Source organism: Paenarthrobacter sp. CCNWLY172, assembly GCF_037402035.1.
Lineage (GTDB): Bacteria > Actinomycetota > Actinomycetes > Actinomycetales > Micrococcaceae > Arthrobacter.
Genome location: NZ_JBBEGB010000010.1, coordinates 14,697 through 30,765 on the forward strand (window position 1 = coordinate 14,697; position 16,069 = coordinate 30,765).

Sequence of the window (16,069 nt, forward strand, 5' to 3'; positions counted from 1 at the left end):
GCTGCCTACCGTCGTGAGGGTGAATACTCCAAAACGGCTTAGCTCCAGTCTCGTGGCAGCAGCACTGCTGGCCACAGCGCTTCTACCCCTCGCTCCCGCCAATGCTGCCCCGGCGTCCCCCGACCAGCAAGTCGAACCGGCGCCTGCCTACACTCAGGACTTCTCCGGCACTGGCCTCCCCGACGGCTTCACTGCTGTCGAGGGAACCTGGAAGGTGGAGAACGGCCGCCTCTACGGAACCAGCACCTCCTCCAACCAGCTTTCGCGGATCACCTTCGGGCCGCACCTGGCCAACTACCGGCTTGAAGCAACGGTCCGCTTTGAGAATGTTCTCAACGCTGCCCGCTGGTCCGCCTTGGCACTGGATATGAAGCCCGATGGCAGTGTTCCCTATTGGATTGCGACCATGCGCTCAGGGAGCACGGCCACCAACGGCTTGGAGTTTGCTGAGCGCAACGCCTCCAACGCATGGAACGTCACCAATACCGCCGCCGCTCCTTCGGACGCTGGTACGGGGAAGGACGTCCGCGTTTCCGTCGACGTTCGAGGCAAGAAGGCCGCATGGTTCTTCAACGGCCAGAAAGTGATGGAAACCAACCGCCTGATCCGCACAGACAATGGCGTTCTTGGCCTCGTCGCCAACGGTGCAACAGTTTCCTACGACGACATCAAAGTCACCGAACTGCCTGCCACCGAATCCCTGCTGATCAAGCCCGGAGAAAAGCCCGCAGTGATCGCCCACCGGGGACTGTCCTCAGTCATCCCCGAGAACACACTCCAGGCCCTCCTCTCGGGAGGCCGGGCCGGCGCCGACTGGATCGAGATGGACGTCAACACCACGCAGGACGGCGTCCCAATGGTCATTCACGACAACACTGTGGATCGCGTGACGTCCGGGACCGGCGACGTCTCTACCCTGAGCTCCGGCTACATTGCCGGGCTGGAAGCAGGATCCTGGTTCTCCCCGGCCTATGCCGGCGCCAAGGTTCCCACCCTTGCTGAGTTCCTGGACCAGACCAATACCGAGGGCGCCGGCTTGCTGCTGGAGATCAAAGGCCCGGAAACCCGCTCAGAAGTCCAGCGTGTGGTTGACATGCTCAAGGAGCGCGGCATGCTGGAGCAGACCATCCTGCAGAGCTTCGACACCAACGTTCTGAACTACGCGCGCGAGTATGAGCCATCCCTGAGGCTCGGCCTGCTCCGGGGTGCCTTGGACGCTGACGTAGTGGCTGCAGCCAAGCAGTTCGGAGCCGTCACGTACAACCCGAGTTGGTCAGCGCTTGCCGCCCGTCCAGATGCCATCAAGGAACTGCACCAAGCCGGCATCGCCGTGATGCCCTACACCGTGGACAGCCCGCAGCAATGGAAGGATATGACCGAGGCCGGCGTGGACGGCATCATCACCAACCGCGCCGGCGCACTTGTGGGCTTCCAAAGCGCTACCCCCACCGCCCCCACCCCTGAGGCTCCGTCCGTCCGCTTCGCAGGAAAGCTCGAGGGCGCCACTCTGAGCCGCGGCGACACCGTCACCCCCGCTGTGGAAACCATCAACGCCGACAATGTCACCATCCAGCTCGACGGGCACACGGTCGCGGAAGGCGACGCCGTCAAGGCACTGACGCTCGCGGCCGGGCAGCACACCCTCATCGCCACAGCCAGCGGCCCGGGAGGAGAGGCGACGGCGTCCATCACCTTCACCGTCCAGGCCAGCAAGTCCGGACTTTACGTCGTCCTCATTTCAGACGGTATCGATAGCAAGGTGCGCGACAAGCTCATGAAAAACGTGGACCGCGAACGTTGGGCAGACGTCGAGGCCGATGCCAAGGCTGCTTCGGGGAACGGCATCCCCGCGGAGCTCGCCGCGATCATCGCCAGCGACGCAGCAGCGCTCTGACCTTCGACGGACGACAACACGCGTTTCCCGGGATTCCCAGCTAGTCGAAGAAGCCGACGATGTAGCCGATGAAGAACAGCAGCGTCAGCAGCACGCCGGCACCGATGGCTGCCAGCCACAGGAATTGAGTGCCCTTCCTGGGGCCGCCCTCGTCATGGCCCTGCGGTCCGGCGGTGGAGGCTTCGCCAGGAGGGGTCTCCCCCGGGGGCACTCCTCCACCCGGCTCCAAACCGGTGATCTTGTCTTCATATGGATCGGGGTTGCTTCCTGACACGTTCACTCCCTCGATAGCAGCGGCGGGTGCTGTGTTCAGGGTACTCTCATGGTCGTGTCCCGTGTCGAGGTCCGGAGCCGGTACAAGGACGTCGTGGCCGTGAGGTAGAGATCGCGCCCATCAGGCCCGCCGAAGCAGAGATTGGAGACCTTTTCCGGAACGTCGACGGCGGCCAGCAGCGCACCGCTGGGGGCGTAGACGCGTACTGACGAGCCCGCCGACGTCCACACGCGACCCTCGATGTCCACACGGAAGCCGTCCGAGGCCGCATCGTCTTCGAGCTCAACGAATGTGCTGCCCTCTCCGCAGCCGCCGCCCTCAACCGGGTAGACAGCTATCCGGAACGGCACTCCCAAGGCTGGACCCGCCGTGTCTGCTACATACAGGAGTGACTCATCCGGGGAGAACGCCAGCCCGTTGGGGTGTACCAGATCCGTGACCATGGGAGTCAGCTCTTCCGTGGCCGGGTCGAAGCGGAAGACATAGCAACCGCCGTACTCCTGCTCACCCTCGTGCCCTTCCACCGTCCCGGGAAGAATTCCATACGGAGGATCAGTAAACCAGACTGTGCCATCCCCAGCCACGACAACGTCGTTGGGCGAGTTGAGCCGATGCTCACCGAACGCCTCAACGATCGGCGTCACCACGCCGTCGTGGTCCCGCTCAATACGCCGGCGGCCGTGGCTGCACTGCACCACGCTGCCGTCACGGTCCAGCGTCCGCCCGTTGGTGTATTCGACGCCGGCGGCGTACTCGCGCGTCGCTCCGGTAGAAGGCGAGAACTCAAGGATCCTGTTGTTGGGAATGTCGCTCCAACGTACGGTCTGCGACTGCGGAATCCAGAGAGGACCCTCCGCCCACACGGTTCCTTCAAACAACTTTTCCAAGGTGCCGGTGATCAGTTCATCCATGTCTTCGAGACTAGTCGTTCGCGTGTTCCGAGCTGGGTTTCGGGGCCGGTTCGGCGGTGTTGACTTTCCCCTCAGCAGGCATCGCCAGCACCGCCACGACGGTAAGGACTGCGCTGACAAGCACAGCCACGAATACCGCAGTGGACGCCGAAACGGTAGTTTGCGGATCGGGACCCCCGCTGGGGCCGTTGGCATAGACAGCGTTGGCGATGGCACCGAAAACAGCCACGCCAATGGAACTGCCGATCGAACGGGCAAACAGGTTGGTACCGGTGACCACGCCGCGTTCGTTCCATTCGACGCTGGTCTGGGCGGCAATGAGGCTCGGCGTTGCCACCAGCCCGAGTCCGAGCCCAACGATGAAGCACGCCACTGCCACCAGGATGACGCTGGGCGATGAGGCCGTGAGGGCAAGGAGAGCCGTGCCGATGACTGTGATCACGATGCCGATGATGCCCGTGTTCCGAAATCCGATGCGGAGATACAACCGGCCGGCTTGCGAGGCACTGATGGGCCAGCCAATGGTTAAGGCCGCCAAGGCGAGCCCGGCCAGAAGGGGTGAGGTTTTCAGGGACCCTTCCAGGAACGTTGGGACGTAGGAAGTAAGCCCAAGCATGACGGCACCCACGCCGAAAGAGATCATCGCCGTCGTCGCCAGCAGCCTGCGGGAGACAACCCACGGTGGCAGGATCGGCTCTGCAGCCTTCCTTTCCACCAAGAGGAACGCTACGAACAACAAGGCCCCGCCGGCAAAAACAGAGATGCTGACCGCGGAGTCCCAAGGCCATGCCTGGCCGCCCTGAAGCGCCCCCAGAATGAGCAGGCTCAACGAAACCGTCAGCAGCCCCGCTCCCAAGTAGTCGATCCGGTGTTTGGTCCGCTCCACTTCCTCGTGGAAGGTCCGGAGGAGCATCCAACCAGCCAGAAGGCACAATGGAATGTTGATAAGGAAGATCCAGCGCCAGATTCCCAGGGATGCGAAAACGCCTCCCAGAGTTGGTCCCACCACGGAAGAAACCGCCCACACACTGGCCAGGTAGCCCTGCACTTTGGCCCGCTCAGCCAGCGTGTAGATATCGCCGGCAATCGTGATCGCCACAGGTTGGACTGCCCCCGCCCCGAGGCCCTGAAGCACCCGGAACGCGATGAGCGCCGGCATGCTCCAAGCCAGGCCGCAGAGAATCGAGCCGAGCAGGAACAGGCCAATCCCGCCCAGGATCATCGGCTTACGGCCCACAACGTCCGAGAGCTTGGCATAGACGGGCACCGAGACCGCCTGCGCCAACAGGTACGCAGAAAAGAGCCACGGGAACGAGGCAAAACCGCCAATGTCCTCCACGATTGACGGCACCGCCGTGGCAACAATGGTGGCATCGTTCGCCACCAGGCCCGTGGCGAGCATCAGTGCAATCAGAATGGGTCCCCGCCGGGATCGGAACCCGACTCCTTCTTCGGCCGCTGTGCTCATGCGCGCTTACCCCCGCCTGATGCCCAGTTCCGTTGGTGGAGTCGCTCGAATCCGTCAAGAAGCAGGTCCAGGGCAAACTCGAACTCGAACTGGTCGTCGCAGCCATTCCCCACCACTGACTCGTCATCATGCGCTGCCGCCACAGCGATCCGGAAAAGATTGGGGTAGCTCTCCGCCATGTGCCGGGCCATCGCAGCCTGGGCTTCCGCCGTGATATGTGGCTGGTCCTTGGCGCCGTTCCCTGCCGGGTCGTCAAAGACCTCTTGAGTGAACCCCCACATCCGACTACCCAAGGCGTGCATCACGTGGTGCGTCAGGTCCTCGGATAATCCGCCCGCAAGGAACATGCCCACGAAGGAATCCATGTACCCAAGGACCGCCGGCGTAGTGTTGGTGCGGGTTTCGATGACAGGGCGGGCCCAAGGATGTCGAAGGAGCGCCCGCCTGGCCGAAAGCACCCGGAGACGGACCACGGTCTTCCATGGAGCATCGGGCACGGGTGGGTCGATTTCCCCCACGATGGTATCCACCATGCCGTCGAGGAGTTCTTCCTTATTGGCCACGTGCTTGTAGAGCGCCATCGGAACTACCCCAAGTTCCTGGGCGAGCCGGCGCATACTCAGTGATTCGAGACCTGCTTCGTCAGCGAGAGTAACGGCAGCTTGCAGCACTCGGTCGCGGTTCAAGGGCACGCGCTGCGCGGCCTCCGCAAGTTGGGTCATCGGTTGATCCCTTCCCCTCAGTCAAAATCCGGGCGGGTCTTGACAGGTATACAGCGTACACCTAGTCTTTCGATCATCAAGGTGTACGCCGTACACCTCTACCCCCAAGGCGGAGTCATGAGATCGAAAACCACCACATCGTTCCGGAGCGGCCGCATGACGTGGGTCGTGCCCGCGGCGCTGATTGCCCTCAGTCTCATTCCTGTCATCGCCGGCGCGGCGCGTCTCACTCAGCTGACTGGTGGCGCAACCGTCACTCCGGAGAACGCGAGGTTCTTCGCTTCGCCACTCCCGGTGATTACGCACATCGTCACAGTGACGGTGTACAGCCTGCTGGGGGCTTTTCAGTTCGTCCCTCCCCTTAGGCGGGTCCCCGGACTTCGCCGGGGCAGGCGGTCCTGGCACGAAATATCCGGGCGCATCCTGGTTCCTGCAGGCCTGCTCGCCGGCCTGTCCGGCCTGTGGATGTCCGTCTTCTACACCCTCCCGGAAACTGACGGTGAGGCACTGCTGGTTCTTCGGCTGATCTTTGGTACCGCCATGGTCGGGGGCATCATCCTCGGAATCCTGGCGATTCGCCGACGGGACTTCGCTGCGCACGGAGCCTGGATGACGCGCGCCTACGCCATCGCACTGGGAGCTGGAACGCAAGCCCTGGTGCTGCTGCCGTGGATCCTGGTGGTGGGCCCCACCGACGAGACCACGCGTGCAGTCCTGATGGGCGCGTCCTGGGTCATCAACCTGGTGGTGGCCGAGTACGCCATTCGACGGCGCCATGCAGCGCCCGGTCGCGGAACCCGCCCGGCCGGTCGCGGAACCCGCCCGGCCGGTCGCGGAACCCGCCCGGCGGGTCGCGTGCCCACCCCTGCGACGACGACGGCGGGCCACCGGTCGGTTCCGTGAGGAACCAAGGTGACCCGCCGTCGTCGTGACTGGGTAAGACTTAGTCGTTGATCAGGTCGTGAACAACGATCGTCTGGTCGCGGTCCGGGCCGACGCCGATGGCCGAGAAGCGCGTGCCGGAGAGCTTTTCCAAGGCCAGCACGTAGTTGCGGGCGTTCTCCGGGAGGTCTTCCAGCGTGCGGGCGCCGGTAATGTCCTCGGTCCAGCCGTCAAAGTACTCGAAGACGGGCACTGCGTGGTGGAACTCGGTCTGCGTCATGGGCATTTCGTCGTGGCGGACGCCGTCGACGTCGTAGGCAACGCAAACCGGGATCTGCTCGATGCCCGTGAGGACGTCCAGCTTGGTGACGAAGTAGTCCGTGAAGCCGTTCACGCGCGCAGCGTGGCGGGCCAGGACGGCGTCGTACCAACCGCAACGGCGGGGACGGCCGGTGTTCACACCGAACTCGCCGCCGGTCTTCTGCAGGTAGACGCCCATCTCGTCGAACAGTTCCGTGGGGAAGGGGCCCGCGCCAACCCGGGTGGTGTACGCCTTAATGATGCCGATGGAGCGCGAGATGCGGGTAGGACCAATCCCGGAGCCCACCGATGCACCGCCAGCCGTGGGGTTGGACGAGGTGACGAACGGGTAGGTGCCGTGATCAACGTCCAGGAACGTTGCCTGGCCACCTTCCATGAGCACAACCTTGCCCTCGTCCAGGGCGTTGTTGAGGACAAGTGTGCTGTCGATGACCAGCGGGCGCAGGCGCTCGGCGAAGGCGAGGAAGTAGTCCACGATCTCGTCCACCACGATGTCCCGGCGGTTGTAGACCTTGACCAGGAGTTCATTCTTCTGGCGCAGCGAACCTTCCACCTTCTGCCGGAGGATGGACTCGTCGAACACGTCCTGGACCCGGATGCCCAAGCGGGCCACCTTGTCCATGTAGGCAGGACCGATGCCACGGCCGGTAGTACCGATGGCGCGGCTGCCAAGGAAGCGCTCAGTCACCTTGTCCAGCACCTGGTGGTACGGAGCAACCAGGTGGGCGTTGGCCGAGACGCGCAGGCGGGACGTGTCCGCGCCACGGGCTTCGAGGCCGTCGATCTCCTGGAACAGGGCCTCGAGGTTCACCACGCAGCCGTTGCCAATAATAGGAATGGCGTTGGGGCTCAGGATGCCCGCGGGAAGGAGCTTCAGCTCATACTTCTCACCGCCAACAACCACGGTGTGCCCGGCGTTATTACCGCCGTTGGGCTTGACCACGTAGTCAACGCGGCCACCGAGCAGATCGGTTGCTTTGCCTTTGCCTTCGTCGCCCCACTGGGCTCCGACGATCACGATAGCGGGCATGGGATCCTCCCCCATTCTTTCGGGCCAAGCCGCGATGGATTGGCGCCGTACATGAGAATGCCCCGACGATACCGGTGCAGCCTGCCATAAGGGCTGGCATACGCAAGAGTTCGGGGCTCTTACCAGCCAAGTTTAGCCGATGACGCCGGTTTCTCTGGTGTCAAGGTGTCTTGAAAGGCGGCCGGGTGAAGTTTTCCCCAGGGAAACTTCGGCGGGCCAGCGGGCCCTACGCCGCGGGCAGATTACGGCAGTTTCCGCCGAGACCGCCCACCAGCCCGGCGTTCGAGGCGACGGAGGCGGACTTGGACGTCCACCCGAGGTCCTTGATCACGATGGCGATTTGAAGCTCTGTTCCGAGGCCCAGGAACCCGCCCAACAGGTTCGTCTGGACGTCCGTGATGTATCCGGAGGTGGCATTCCCTGTGGTATTGCCCGCCAGGTTATACCCCGTCAGGGGAGCCAAGGCCGATCCCAGCCCACTGGTGGACACCTGCACTTCGGCGTTGGCCAAGGTGTATCCCGCTGGTGGTTTCCAAAGAATACGAACGTAAGCACCGGCGCCAAGAAAGCCGGGATCGTAGGTGCACTGGCCATTCAGCGTGGGCGCCGGAATGGTCACCGTCCCGAAACTGCCTGCCGAAAACTGTCCCCGTTGCCACGCCGCCTCCGTGACGGACGGCGGGTTCACCACCGAAAGCACCACGGCAAGGGGCAACGCCAGCAACAGTCCCACCCGTGCCCGCTTAAACACCGTCACTGCACCCCACCCCGCAGCCGGGCCAACCCAAAACCGGCCGCGACCGCAACGAAACCAAGGAGCGCGAAGCCGCCCAGCCGGAACCCCGTATCAGCCAGGGCGCCCGACGACGGCCCGGCTGGGTTTCCGGGGAAGCCTCCACTCCCAGCGTTCCCGCCCGGGCCGGCCCCGCCGCCCGCTCCAGCCCCATCTCCGTCCCCTGAACCGTGAAAGCCCACCACGATCTGCGTCCGGCTCCCCTGCACTTCGCGGGGAACATCCTCCGCCAGGGTTGCCGTCAGCAGGACGTGGGCATTGGCCGATCCGAAGTTTCCAGGGCCCATGAGGTCCACCCGCACCCCAGCCGTACTGTTCAGTGGGGTCCTGTGCATCAACACGCGGTGGCCGTCGGCGCAGGAACCTCCGCTCCAAGGTTGGGCGCAGGACTGGAGTTCAACGCTGAGGAAGTCCCGCAGGACATCTGTTGCCGCCGGCCCGTCTTTCAGCACCACATAAAGGGACGCAGCAGGCTCACCGCGGACTTTGACGGCCATCGCCCAATCTGCGCTCCCGCCCGGGGTGAGCCGATGCACTTTGCCGGCCGGACCGGCGTCGAGCTCCAACCATCCGGACGGGTGGTTGTCGGCGGCAACAGTGGCTGCAACTGCCGGAGCAACAGGCGCGGCGCCCAGCATCAGTGCGCCCAGCAACCCCGCCAGGCTACGCCGCCGCATGCTGCCCGGTCCTGCCTCGGCGTGGGCTCCGCGGCCACAGCACCCAGGTCACCAGAGCGGACACAGCCACGGTGGTGGCGCCGAGGACCACGGGGTTGGCGGCTGCGGCCAGCGGATGCGCGAGCCCCGGTACGGACCAGAAGACCAGTCGGACCTTCTCCACGACGTAGGGCGCGGGATCGGCTTCGGTGTTGGCATCGCCCTTCATGGTGATGGTTCGCATGGTTCCGTCCGCAGGCGCAATCGACTGGACCCTGTGCGTGATGGGGAGCTTCCCAGGCCTGTCCACGGTCACCACATCGCCAACGGCGATCTCATCCGCCGGGATCTCTCGGACTACGGCCAGTGAACCGGCCGGAATTGCCGGTGACATGGACCCCGTCTTGAACATGATCAGCGTGATGTTGAACAACAGCGCGCAAACCACCGCCAGGATGCACACAGCGCCACCCGCCGCAGCGATGTTCAACACGGTTTCCTGCAAACCGCGACGGAACCGACGGCGGCTCATGAGCTTGAGGTGGCAGTAAATTGCCAGGTAGCGGTGGCGGTTTGGCCCTGCAGGGCATTGTTGGCACCAGCTGGAAGCGTCACTTCGAAGCAGAACTGCGTGGGCGCCCCCGGCAGCGTTGCCGTCGCAGCGGCCAAGGGATTGACGACGCCGGCCGCTTGCCCTTGCGTGAACGGCTTGGCGCCGTCGCTGCCCACCACGAACGTTGGCGACCCGGTGAAGGACGCGGCCTCGCAGGTCGCAGAACGAACCACCCGGTAGCGCAGTGCGGCGCCCAGATCGGCAGTGCCGACGCCGCTGCTGGTCACCATAGGGACACCGAGTACCACTTCGCCCGCCACGGAGGTTGCTTTGGTCCTGATGGCGAACGGCGCGTAGGCCACACTGCCGGGGCTCATGGCAGTTGCTGTGAAGACCAGCGCCGCACCGGGCGAAACGTCGTTGGCACTCCACGTCCCTGAGGCGCTGTACGGCTTGGTGACGTTGGATTCGGTGACGAACACACTGGCTCCGAAGGAACCCGTGGCGAAATCGCTGTCAGTCCACGATGCCAGGGTCATGGAGCTCCCGAGCCCCAGCACCAACGTCCCGGCAAGAAGTGCGCGGATGCGGAGCAGGGCCGCACCGCGCTTGGTTTCGGCTTCTCGTCGGCCCATGGATTACTGCGATTGCGCGGCGAATTCCCAGGTGGTGGTCCCGGATTGGGATTGGACGAGGCCATCATCGGCAGTGATCCGGAAGCAGAGGTTCACGGCGTCGCCGTCGGCCGTGCCGGCTCCTTGCGTCAGCGCGAAAGTGACGCTGCCCGGCGTCGTGCCCAATGCCTGACCGGCTGCCACCAGCGTTCCCGTTACCGGTTCAGCGCACCCGAAATCGGTGGACTGCGTGAGCGAGTACGTCAGTCCGGTCAATGCTCCGGTGGATGCTTCCGTGGAAACAGTGACCGTGGCGTCGTTGGTTGTTGTGCCATCCAGCCTGACTGCGAAGGGTGCTGTGACCACATCGCCGGGCGCAAGGTTGGCTGGCGCGGCGGTGAAGCCAAGAGTTGCCGGGTCGGAAACGGGGTTTTCCCCGAAGGCGGTCCCGTCCGTGCTGCCCTCAAGGTTGAACGCACCGGCGGTGAAAGTTCCCTGGGCAAACTCGGAGTCATTCCACGCTGCCAAGGTGATGGCTGCGCCCACACCCAGCACCAGCCCGCCGGCAAGAATGGCACGGATTTTAGGTGACTTTCCGGGCTTGGTGCCGCGATGATCCGGATCCGTCTCTGGTGATGATGCTGCTGCAACCACTATTACCCCCACGATTGATGTGATGCTGACGATCAAATGATCGGAGCCCGGAGGTGGAGGTCCCCGGCTGGTTCCCCCCAAAACCGATGGTTCCAACCCATCATCCCCGCGGAGCTATGTCAACGCTTTGACCTGCAGAAATAGTTATTGAATATACTCACCCGCCACGAACTCCAGTTCTGCTTCGGTGAACGTGGGCCGCGGCCGTCGAGACGCTGGACACGTTTCCGGGCAACACGCCGCGTCGCATTTAAAGGGCGCGCCGAAGCGGGCCCCGTTCACCCCCATAGTCCGGTAAGGTTAGTTAGCCCCCAACAGCACCCTTTGAGGTTCGGCTGCGGCATGCCCGCGGCCCCTTGGAACGGTGCGCTGTAACACCTAGGAGACCTAACCCCTGATGCAAGAACTGGCGACTGAATCACCCGAAGAAATCCTCTGGAACCGCCGCTACGAACCGCATATCGCCGAGGTCAACGAGCTGTGCGACTCCATCAAGGTGCAGAAGCCGGGCAGCGAGGTCCTCTACGTTGACCCCGCCCACAGCATGGATGACTGCCGCATCGTCAGCCTTTTCTCCAATCAGCGCACCACCACCGGCGAGGGTTTCATCAACCCGGGCGACGAAGAAGCCACCACCCGCATGCTTGGCATGCAGTGGCAGCTGGGCCTCCGTCCCGCGCTCATGATGCCGTGGAATGCCTACCCGTGGATCGAGCCCAATGAGGAACCGGGCAAGCTCACACCCGCCAACATCACCGAAGGCCTGAAGCCGCTCCTGCGCCTCCTGCAGCTCCTGCCGCGCACCTCCGCCCTGGTGGCGCACGGCAATGAGGCACACCGCCTGGCCGACCAGCTCATGAAGGCCGCTCCGGCCAGCATCGCCCGCCGCGGCTTCAAGACCTTCAAGGTCCGTTCGCTGGGTGGCCGCTCCTTCGCCGGCACCCCGGCCCGCCAGCAGGAATACCTGGACGCCATCCACGGTGCTTACGCCGAGGCCATGGCACGTACGGGTATCCCCCGCAAGGCCTGATCACCAGCAGCAAACGACGGCGGCCCTCACCTTTCCGGTGAGGGCCGCCGTCGTCGTTGGGGTGCTTTTGTTGGGGCGGCGTTAGCCGACCAGCATGCTCCGGAGGTCCTTGAGGATCAGCTGCGCGCCGGTGGGGCCGAGGCCGAGGAACCAGACGTCGTCGCTGACAGCCTTGGCCTGGCCGGCTTTGACTGCGCCGAGCTTGGGCCAGACAGCGCCTTCAACCACGGACGTTTCACCGGTTGCTGCGGGATCGCCGTAGCTGCTGTAGAAGATCCAGTCGGCGTCGCCTTGCTCGATGTTCTCGGCCGAAATTTCGGCAGCGAGTTCGTCGATGTTCTGGTTCTCCGGGCGGGCCAGGCCGGCGTCCTTCAGGATGACACCAATCAGCGACTTGTTGGCGTAGAGGCGGATCTTGCCAGGGAGGAAGCGCACCAGGGAGATCTTGGGATCGCCCTTCACATCCGCTTTCAGGGCGTCAGCCTCGGCCTGGTAATCGTTGAGGGCCTTGACGGCCTTGTCTTCCTCGCCCAGGGATTTGCCCACCAGGAGGAAGTTTTCCTTCCAGGGGAAGCCGGGACGGATGCTGAAGACCGTGGGGGCGATGGTGGACAGCTGCTTGTACAGCTTGTCGGCGCGGAGCTGGCTGCCCAGGATGAGGTCCGGCTTCAGCGCCGCGATTGCTTCGAGGTTGAGGTCCTGGATGGTGCCTACCGAAGCCACGTCCTTGACCTTGTCAGCCAGGTAGGTGGGGACAGGGTTGGCGCCTTCAGTAGTGGCTATGCCCACCGGCGTGATGCCGAGGGTCACGACATCGTCCAACTCGCCGGTGTCTAGGACCACCACGCGGGTGGGCTTCTTCTCCAGGGTGGTCTCACCGTTGGCGTGCTTCAGGGTGCGCGGGAAAACGCCGGGAGCGGCGTCGGTGCCCAACTTGGCTGTTTCCTGGTCCGCAGTGGTGAACTTGGAGCCGCCGGTGGCAACATCGGCGTTGCCGGCGGCCGAACCTGAGCCACCACTGGCGCCGCAGCCCGCAAGGAGGCCTGCCACCACAGCGACTCCGGCCATCTTCATAGCCAGCCTGCGCACTGCACCTCGGCGCACGCGGGAAGCCTTGTGCGGCTGTACTTCAAAATCGTCATTTTTCACTGGGTAAGGCTAACCTAATTAAGGCACACTTTCGTGACGTTGTGATGACAGTCACGAAATGGCCGTCTTATTGTTGCCCCTCTTCGAAATGGTCCCCTGCTGTGTCCCCACTGACGGCGCTATGTCCCCGGTAGCCGCTCCCGCCCTTCCGGCTGCAAGCGCAGTTGCCAGTTCCGGCGTCGTCGTCAAGTCCCGCTGGCGGATCCTCTTTCTGGCGTTCGCTGCGGCGGTCCTTCTCGGCGCCGCGATCCTGAGCCTCGGCGTGGGAGCCAAATTCATCCCAGCGTCCACCGTCCTTGACGCCTTCACCAACCCCCAGGACTCAGCCGATCACGCGATCATCCTGCAGAACCGGCTGCCGCGAACGTTGATGGGCATCGCCGTCGGTGTTGCCCTGGGCGTGGCAGGCGCGCTCATCCAAGCGATCACGCGGAATCCTTTGGCCGATCCCGGCATCCTGGGCGTCAACGCTGGAGCGTCGTTTGCCATTGTCATTGCCATCGGCGTCTTCGGGATCGGATCCCTCAGCGGCTACATCTGGTTCGCGTTCATTGGAGCCATCCTGACAACCGCGGCCGTCTACCTGATCGGTACTTCCGGCAGGAACGTGGTGAACCCGATCCGCCTGACGTTGGCCGGCGTTGCCTTGGGCGCGGTCCTCACGGGGATCGGCTCTGGACTCACGCTCCTGAACCCCAAGGCGTTTGACCACCTGCGCTCTTGGAGCATTGGCTCACTGGACACCCGGAGCATGGAGTCGGTGATGACTGTTGCGCCGTTCATGGGTGCCGGACTGCTGATCGCACTGTTTTGCGTCCGCGGCCTCAACGCCGTGGCGTTGGGCGACGACCTTGCTACCTCCCTCGGCGCCAACGTCAACCGCACCCGGATCATGGGCGTCGTGGCCATCACCCTCCTCAGCGGCGCGGCAACTGCCGGTGCCGGTGCCATCGGCTTCGTGGGCCTCATGATTCCACACGTTGCCCGTTGGATCGTCGGCCCTGACCAGCGATGGATCCTGGCAACCACAGTGCTGCTCTCCCCTATCCTGCTCTTGGTGTCAGACGTGGTGGGCCGGATCGCCGCTCCCGGGGAACTTCAGGTTGGTGTGGTGACCGCATTCATCGGGGCGCCGGTGCTGATCGCGTTGGCGCGGCGCCGGAAGGTGAGTGGGCTATGACGCGCCTGGATGTTGGCCGGCCCGTAGTCCTGCTTCGCAACCGTCCGCTGAGCCTCCGGTTCGATGTCCGCAGCATCCTTGTCTGCATCCCGTTGATCCTCGCCGCCCTGGCTGTTGCCGTGATCAGCTTGGCCACCGGCGACTACGACGTTTCTGTACAACAGGTCCTGCAAGCCTTCACCGGTGATGCCCCCGGGCTGGCCCAAACCATCGTCATGGAATGGCGGCTCCCCCGGGTACTCGCGGCGCTGGTTTTCGGTGCCGCACTTGGCATGAGCGGTGGCATCTTCCAATCCATGACCCGGAATCCCTTGGGCAGCCCGGACATCATCGGCTTCAATACGGGCGCCTACACCGGTGCGCTCATCGTCATGCTGACACTTGGCGGGGGCTATCTTGGCATTGCCGCAGGAGCGCTCGTTGGCGGTATCCTCACCGCGTTGGCCGTCTACTTGCTGGCCTACCGGCGCGGCTCCCAAGGATTCCGGCTCATCATCGTGGGCATCGGCATCAGCGCGATGCTCGCCGCGTTCAACCACTGGCTGATCCTGCAGGCGGAACTTGAGGCCGCTTTGGCGGCAGCCGTCTGGGGAGCCGGGTCCCTCAACGGCATCACGTGGGAGCAAGCGGCGCCTGCCGCCGTCGTGGTTGTTGTGGTTGGTTTGGCTACGCTGGCGGCCGCGCGCCGGATGCAGCTTCTGGAAATGGGCGACGACGCCGCGCGCGCCTTGGGCGTCCGGGCGGAACCCACCCGTTTGCTGTTGCTGATCCTGGGTGTGGCGTTGACTGCAGCCGTCACGGCGGTTGCCGGTCCCATCGCGTTCGTCGCCTTGGCCGCACCGCAGCTCGCCCGTCGTCTTACCCGCAGCGCCGGGATCACGCTGGTGCCTTCGGCCGCGATGGGGGCCTTCCTCCTGGTGGCCAGCGACCTCGCGGCCCAGCGTTTGTTCGCCCCGATCCAGTTGCCTGTGGGCGTGGTGACGGTGTGCATCGGCGGTATCTACCTCGTCTGGCTCCTGGCCAGGGAAGCAAGGAAATCATGAGCCTCACTACGGCCGCGCCACAGCTCCATGCCGAAGCACTGACCATCGGCTACGAGCAACGCATCATCTCCGAGAACCTCAATGTGCGCATTCCCGAGGGACAGTTCACGGTGATCGTGGGGCCCAACGCCTGCGGTAAATCCACGCTGCTGCGCGCACTCGCCCGGCTCATCAAGCCCCGCAGTGGACAGGTGCTGCTGGACGGAAAATCCGTGACGTCCCTGCCTGCGAAAGAACTGGCACGCCGCCTCGGGCTCCTGCCCCAGTCCTCCATCGCCCCCGACGGCATCACCGTGGCGGACCTTGTAGCCCGCGGCCGATACCCGCACCAGAAGCTGCTCCGCCAATGGTCAGTGACGGATGAAACGGCTGTGGTTGAAGCGATGGAGGCCACCGGCGTCGCTTCCTTGTCCGGCCGGCTGGTGGACGAACTGTCCGGTGGCCAGCGGCAGCGCGTGTGGGTAGCCATGGTCCTCGCCCAGCAGACACCGCTGATGCTCCTGGACGAGCCCACCACGTTCCTCGATATCGCGCACCAGATCGAGCTGTTGGAGCTGTTCCGCGAGCTCAACCTGGACAAGGGCCACACGCTGGTTGCCGTGCTGCACGACCTCAACCATGCCAGCCGCTACGCGGACCACATCATCGCTATGAAGGACGGCGTGGTGGTGGCCGAGGGCGCACCCGCTGCAGTAATCACCGAGTCCTTGGTGGAGGAAGTGTTCGGCATGGCGTGCCGGATCATCGATGACCCCGTGACACACACGCCGCTGGTGGTCCCGCTTGGACGGCCACGCCACTCTGCGGTCACGGACTGACGCTGTTCGACCAACGCTGTTAACGACGACGGCGACCCTCGCCTTTTGGTGAGGGTCGCCGTCGTTGTTTGCTTGGG

Annotated in this window: 17 protein-coding genes; 6 read left to right on the forward strand and 11 right to left on the reverse strand. The window is 64.3% G+C overall.

Annotated elements, in window-relative coordinates; genetic code table 11:
• The first annotated feature begins 19 nt into the window (after window positions 1-19).
• Window positions 20-1,894: a glycerophosphodiester phosphodiesterase gene (locus tag WBN73_RS15950; RefSeq protein ID WP_337340840.1), complete on the forward strand. Its 1,875-nt coding sequence runs from the start codon at window positions 20-22 to the stop codon at window positions 1,892-1,894.
• A 40-nt stretch (window positions 1,895-1,934) separates the two neighbouring features.
• Here the strand turns inward: WBN73_RS15950 and WBN73_RS15955 are convergent, their stop codons facing one another.
• From WBN73_RS15955 to WBN73_RS15970, 4 genes are read right to left on the reverse strand one after another with little or no spacing between them, the layout of a single operon-like run.
• Window positions 1,935-2,168, reverse strand: coding sequence for a DUF6480 family protein (locus WBN73_RS15955; RefSeq protein ID WP_091465072.1), 234 nt, complete (start codon window positions 2,166-2,168; stop codon window positions 1,935-1,937).
• Between the two features lie 35 nt (window positions 2,169-2,203).
• Window positions 2,204-3,079, reverse strand: coding sequence for an SMP-30/gluconolactonase/LRE family protein (locus WBN73_RS15960; protein ID WP_337340839.1), 876 nt, complete (start codon window positions 3,077-3,079; stop codon window positions 2,204-2,206).
• Between the two features lie 10 nt (window positions 3,080-3,089).
• The gene (locus WBN73_RS15965) at window positions 3,090-4,547 is read right to left on the reverse strand and encodes an MFS transporter (protein WP_337340838.1); all 1,458 of its coding nucleotides are present in this window, start codon (window positions 4,545-4,547) and stop codon (window positions 3,090-3,092) included.
• Window positions 4,544-5,269: a TetR/AcrR family transcriptional regulator C-terminal domain-containing protein gene (locus WBN73_RS15970; protein ID WP_337340837.1), complete on the reverse strand. Its 726-nt coding sequence runs from the start codon at window positions 5,267-5,269 to the stop codon at window positions 4,544-4,546. Before WBN73_RS15970 ends, WBN73_RS15965 begins: the two co-directional genes overlap by 4 nt.
• 117 nt (window positions 5,270-5,386) lie before the next feature.
• Here WBN73_RS15970 and WBN73_RS15975 point away from each other — a divergent pair, with 117 nt between their 5' ends.
• Entirely contained in the window at window positions 5,387-6,172 is a 786-nt protein-coding gene (locus WBN73_RS15975) for a DUF2306 domain-containing protein (protein WP_337340836.1), read from the forward strand.
• A 40-nt stretch (window positions 6,173-6,212) separates the two neighbouring features.
• On the opposite strand, the gene WBN73_RS15980 is transcribed toward WBN73_RS15975, so the two are convergent.
• From WBN73_RS15980 to WBN73_RS16005, 6 genes are all read right to left on the reverse strand, one after another.
• Window positions 6,213-7,502 carry an adenylosuccinate synthase gene (locus WBN73_RS15980; RefSeq protein WP_089593539.1) on the reverse strand — a complete coding sequence of 430 codons (1,290 nt, stop codon included), beginning with the start codon at window positions 7,500-7,502 and terminating at the stop codon, window positions 6,213-6,215.
• A gap of 226 nt (window positions 7,503-7,728) precedes the next feature.
• Window positions 7,729-8,259, reverse strand: coding sequence for a hypothetical protein (locus tag WBN73_RS15985; RefSeq protein ID WP_280626402.1), 531 nt, complete (start codon window positions 8,257-8,259; stop codon window positions 7,729-7,731).
• On the reverse strand, window positions 8,256-8,972 hold the full coding sequence (locus WBN73_RS15990) for a hypothetical protein (RefSeq protein WP_337340835.1): 717 nt from the start codon (window positions 8,970-8,972) through the stop codon (window positions 8,256-8,258). Before WBN73_RS15990 ends, WBN73_RS15985 begins: the two co-directional genes overlap by 4 nt.
• The gene (locus WBN73_RS15995; RefSeq protein WP_280626400.1) at window positions 8,959-9,483 is read right to left on the reverse strand and encodes a signal peptidase I; all 525 of its coding nucleotides are present in this window, start codon (window positions 9,481-9,483) and stop codon (window positions 8,959-8,961) included. Before WBN73_RS15995 ends, WBN73_RS15990 begins: the two co-directional genes overlap by 14 nt.
• Entirely contained in the window at window positions 9,480-10,139 is a 660-nt protein-coding gene (locus tag WBN73_RS16000) for a SipW-dependent-type signal peptide-containing protein (protein ID WP_337340834.1), read from the reverse strand. Before WBN73_RS16000 ends, WBN73_RS15995 begins: the two co-directional genes overlap by 4 nt.
• Before the next feature lie 3 nt (window positions 10,140-10,142).
• Window positions 10,143-10,784, reverse strand: a complete 642-nt coding sequence (locus tag WBN73_RS16005) for a SipW-dependent-type signal peptide-containing protein (RefSeq protein WP_280626397.1) — start codon at window positions 10,782-10,784, stop codon at window positions 10,143-10,145.
• 385 nt (window positions 10,785-11,169) lie between these two features.
• Between WBN73_RS16005 and WBN73_RS16010 the strand changes: the two genes are divergently transcribed.
• Window positions 11,170-11,802 carry a hypothetical protein gene (locus WBN73_RS16010; RefSeq protein ID WP_089593534.1) on the forward strand — a complete coding sequence of 211 codons (633 nt, stop codon included), beginning with the start codon at window positions 11,170-11,172 and terminating at the stop codon, window positions 11,800-11,802.
• A gap of 81 nt (window positions 11,803-11,883) precedes the next feature.
• On the opposite strand, the gene WBN73_RS16015 is transcribed toward WBN73_RS16010, so the two are convergent.
• Window positions 11,884-12,951, reverse strand: coding sequence for an ABC transporter substrate-binding protein (locus tag WBN73_RS16015; RefSeq protein ID WP_443193268.1), 1,068 nt, complete (start codon window positions 12,949-12,951; stop codon window positions 11,884-11,886).
• A gap of 88 nt (window positions 12,952-13,039) precedes the next feature.
• Between WBN73_RS16015 and WBN73_RS16020 the strand changes: the two genes are divergently transcribed.
• The 3 genes from WBN73_RS16020 to WBN73_RS16030 are packed head-to-tail and all read left to right on the forward strand — an operon-like array spanning window position 13,040 to window position 15,992.
• Window positions 13,040-14,131 carry an iron chelate uptake ABC transporter family permease subunit gene (locus tag WBN73_RS16020; protein ID WP_207597450.1) on the forward strand — a complete coding sequence of 364 codons (1,092 nt, stop codon included), beginning with the start codon at window positions 13,040-13,042 and terminating at the stop codon, window positions 14,129-14,131.
• Complete coding sequence (fepG, locus tag WBN73_RS16025) at window positions 14,128-15,174, forward strand: iron-enterobactin ABC transporter permease (RefSeq protein WP_337340833.1); 1,047 nt, start codon at window positions 14,128-14,130, stop codon at window positions 15,172-15,174. Before WBN73_RS16020 ends, fepG begins: the two co-directional genes overlap by 4 nt.
• On the forward strand, window positions 15,171-15,992 hold the full coding sequence (locus WBN73_RS16030; protein WP_207596114.1) for an ABC transporter ATP-binding protein: 822 nt from the start codon (window positions 15,171-15,173) through the stop codon (window positions 15,990-15,992). Before fepG ends, WBN73_RS16030 begins: the two co-directional genes overlap by 4 nt.
• Window positions 15,993-16,069: the final 77 nt, after the last annotated feature.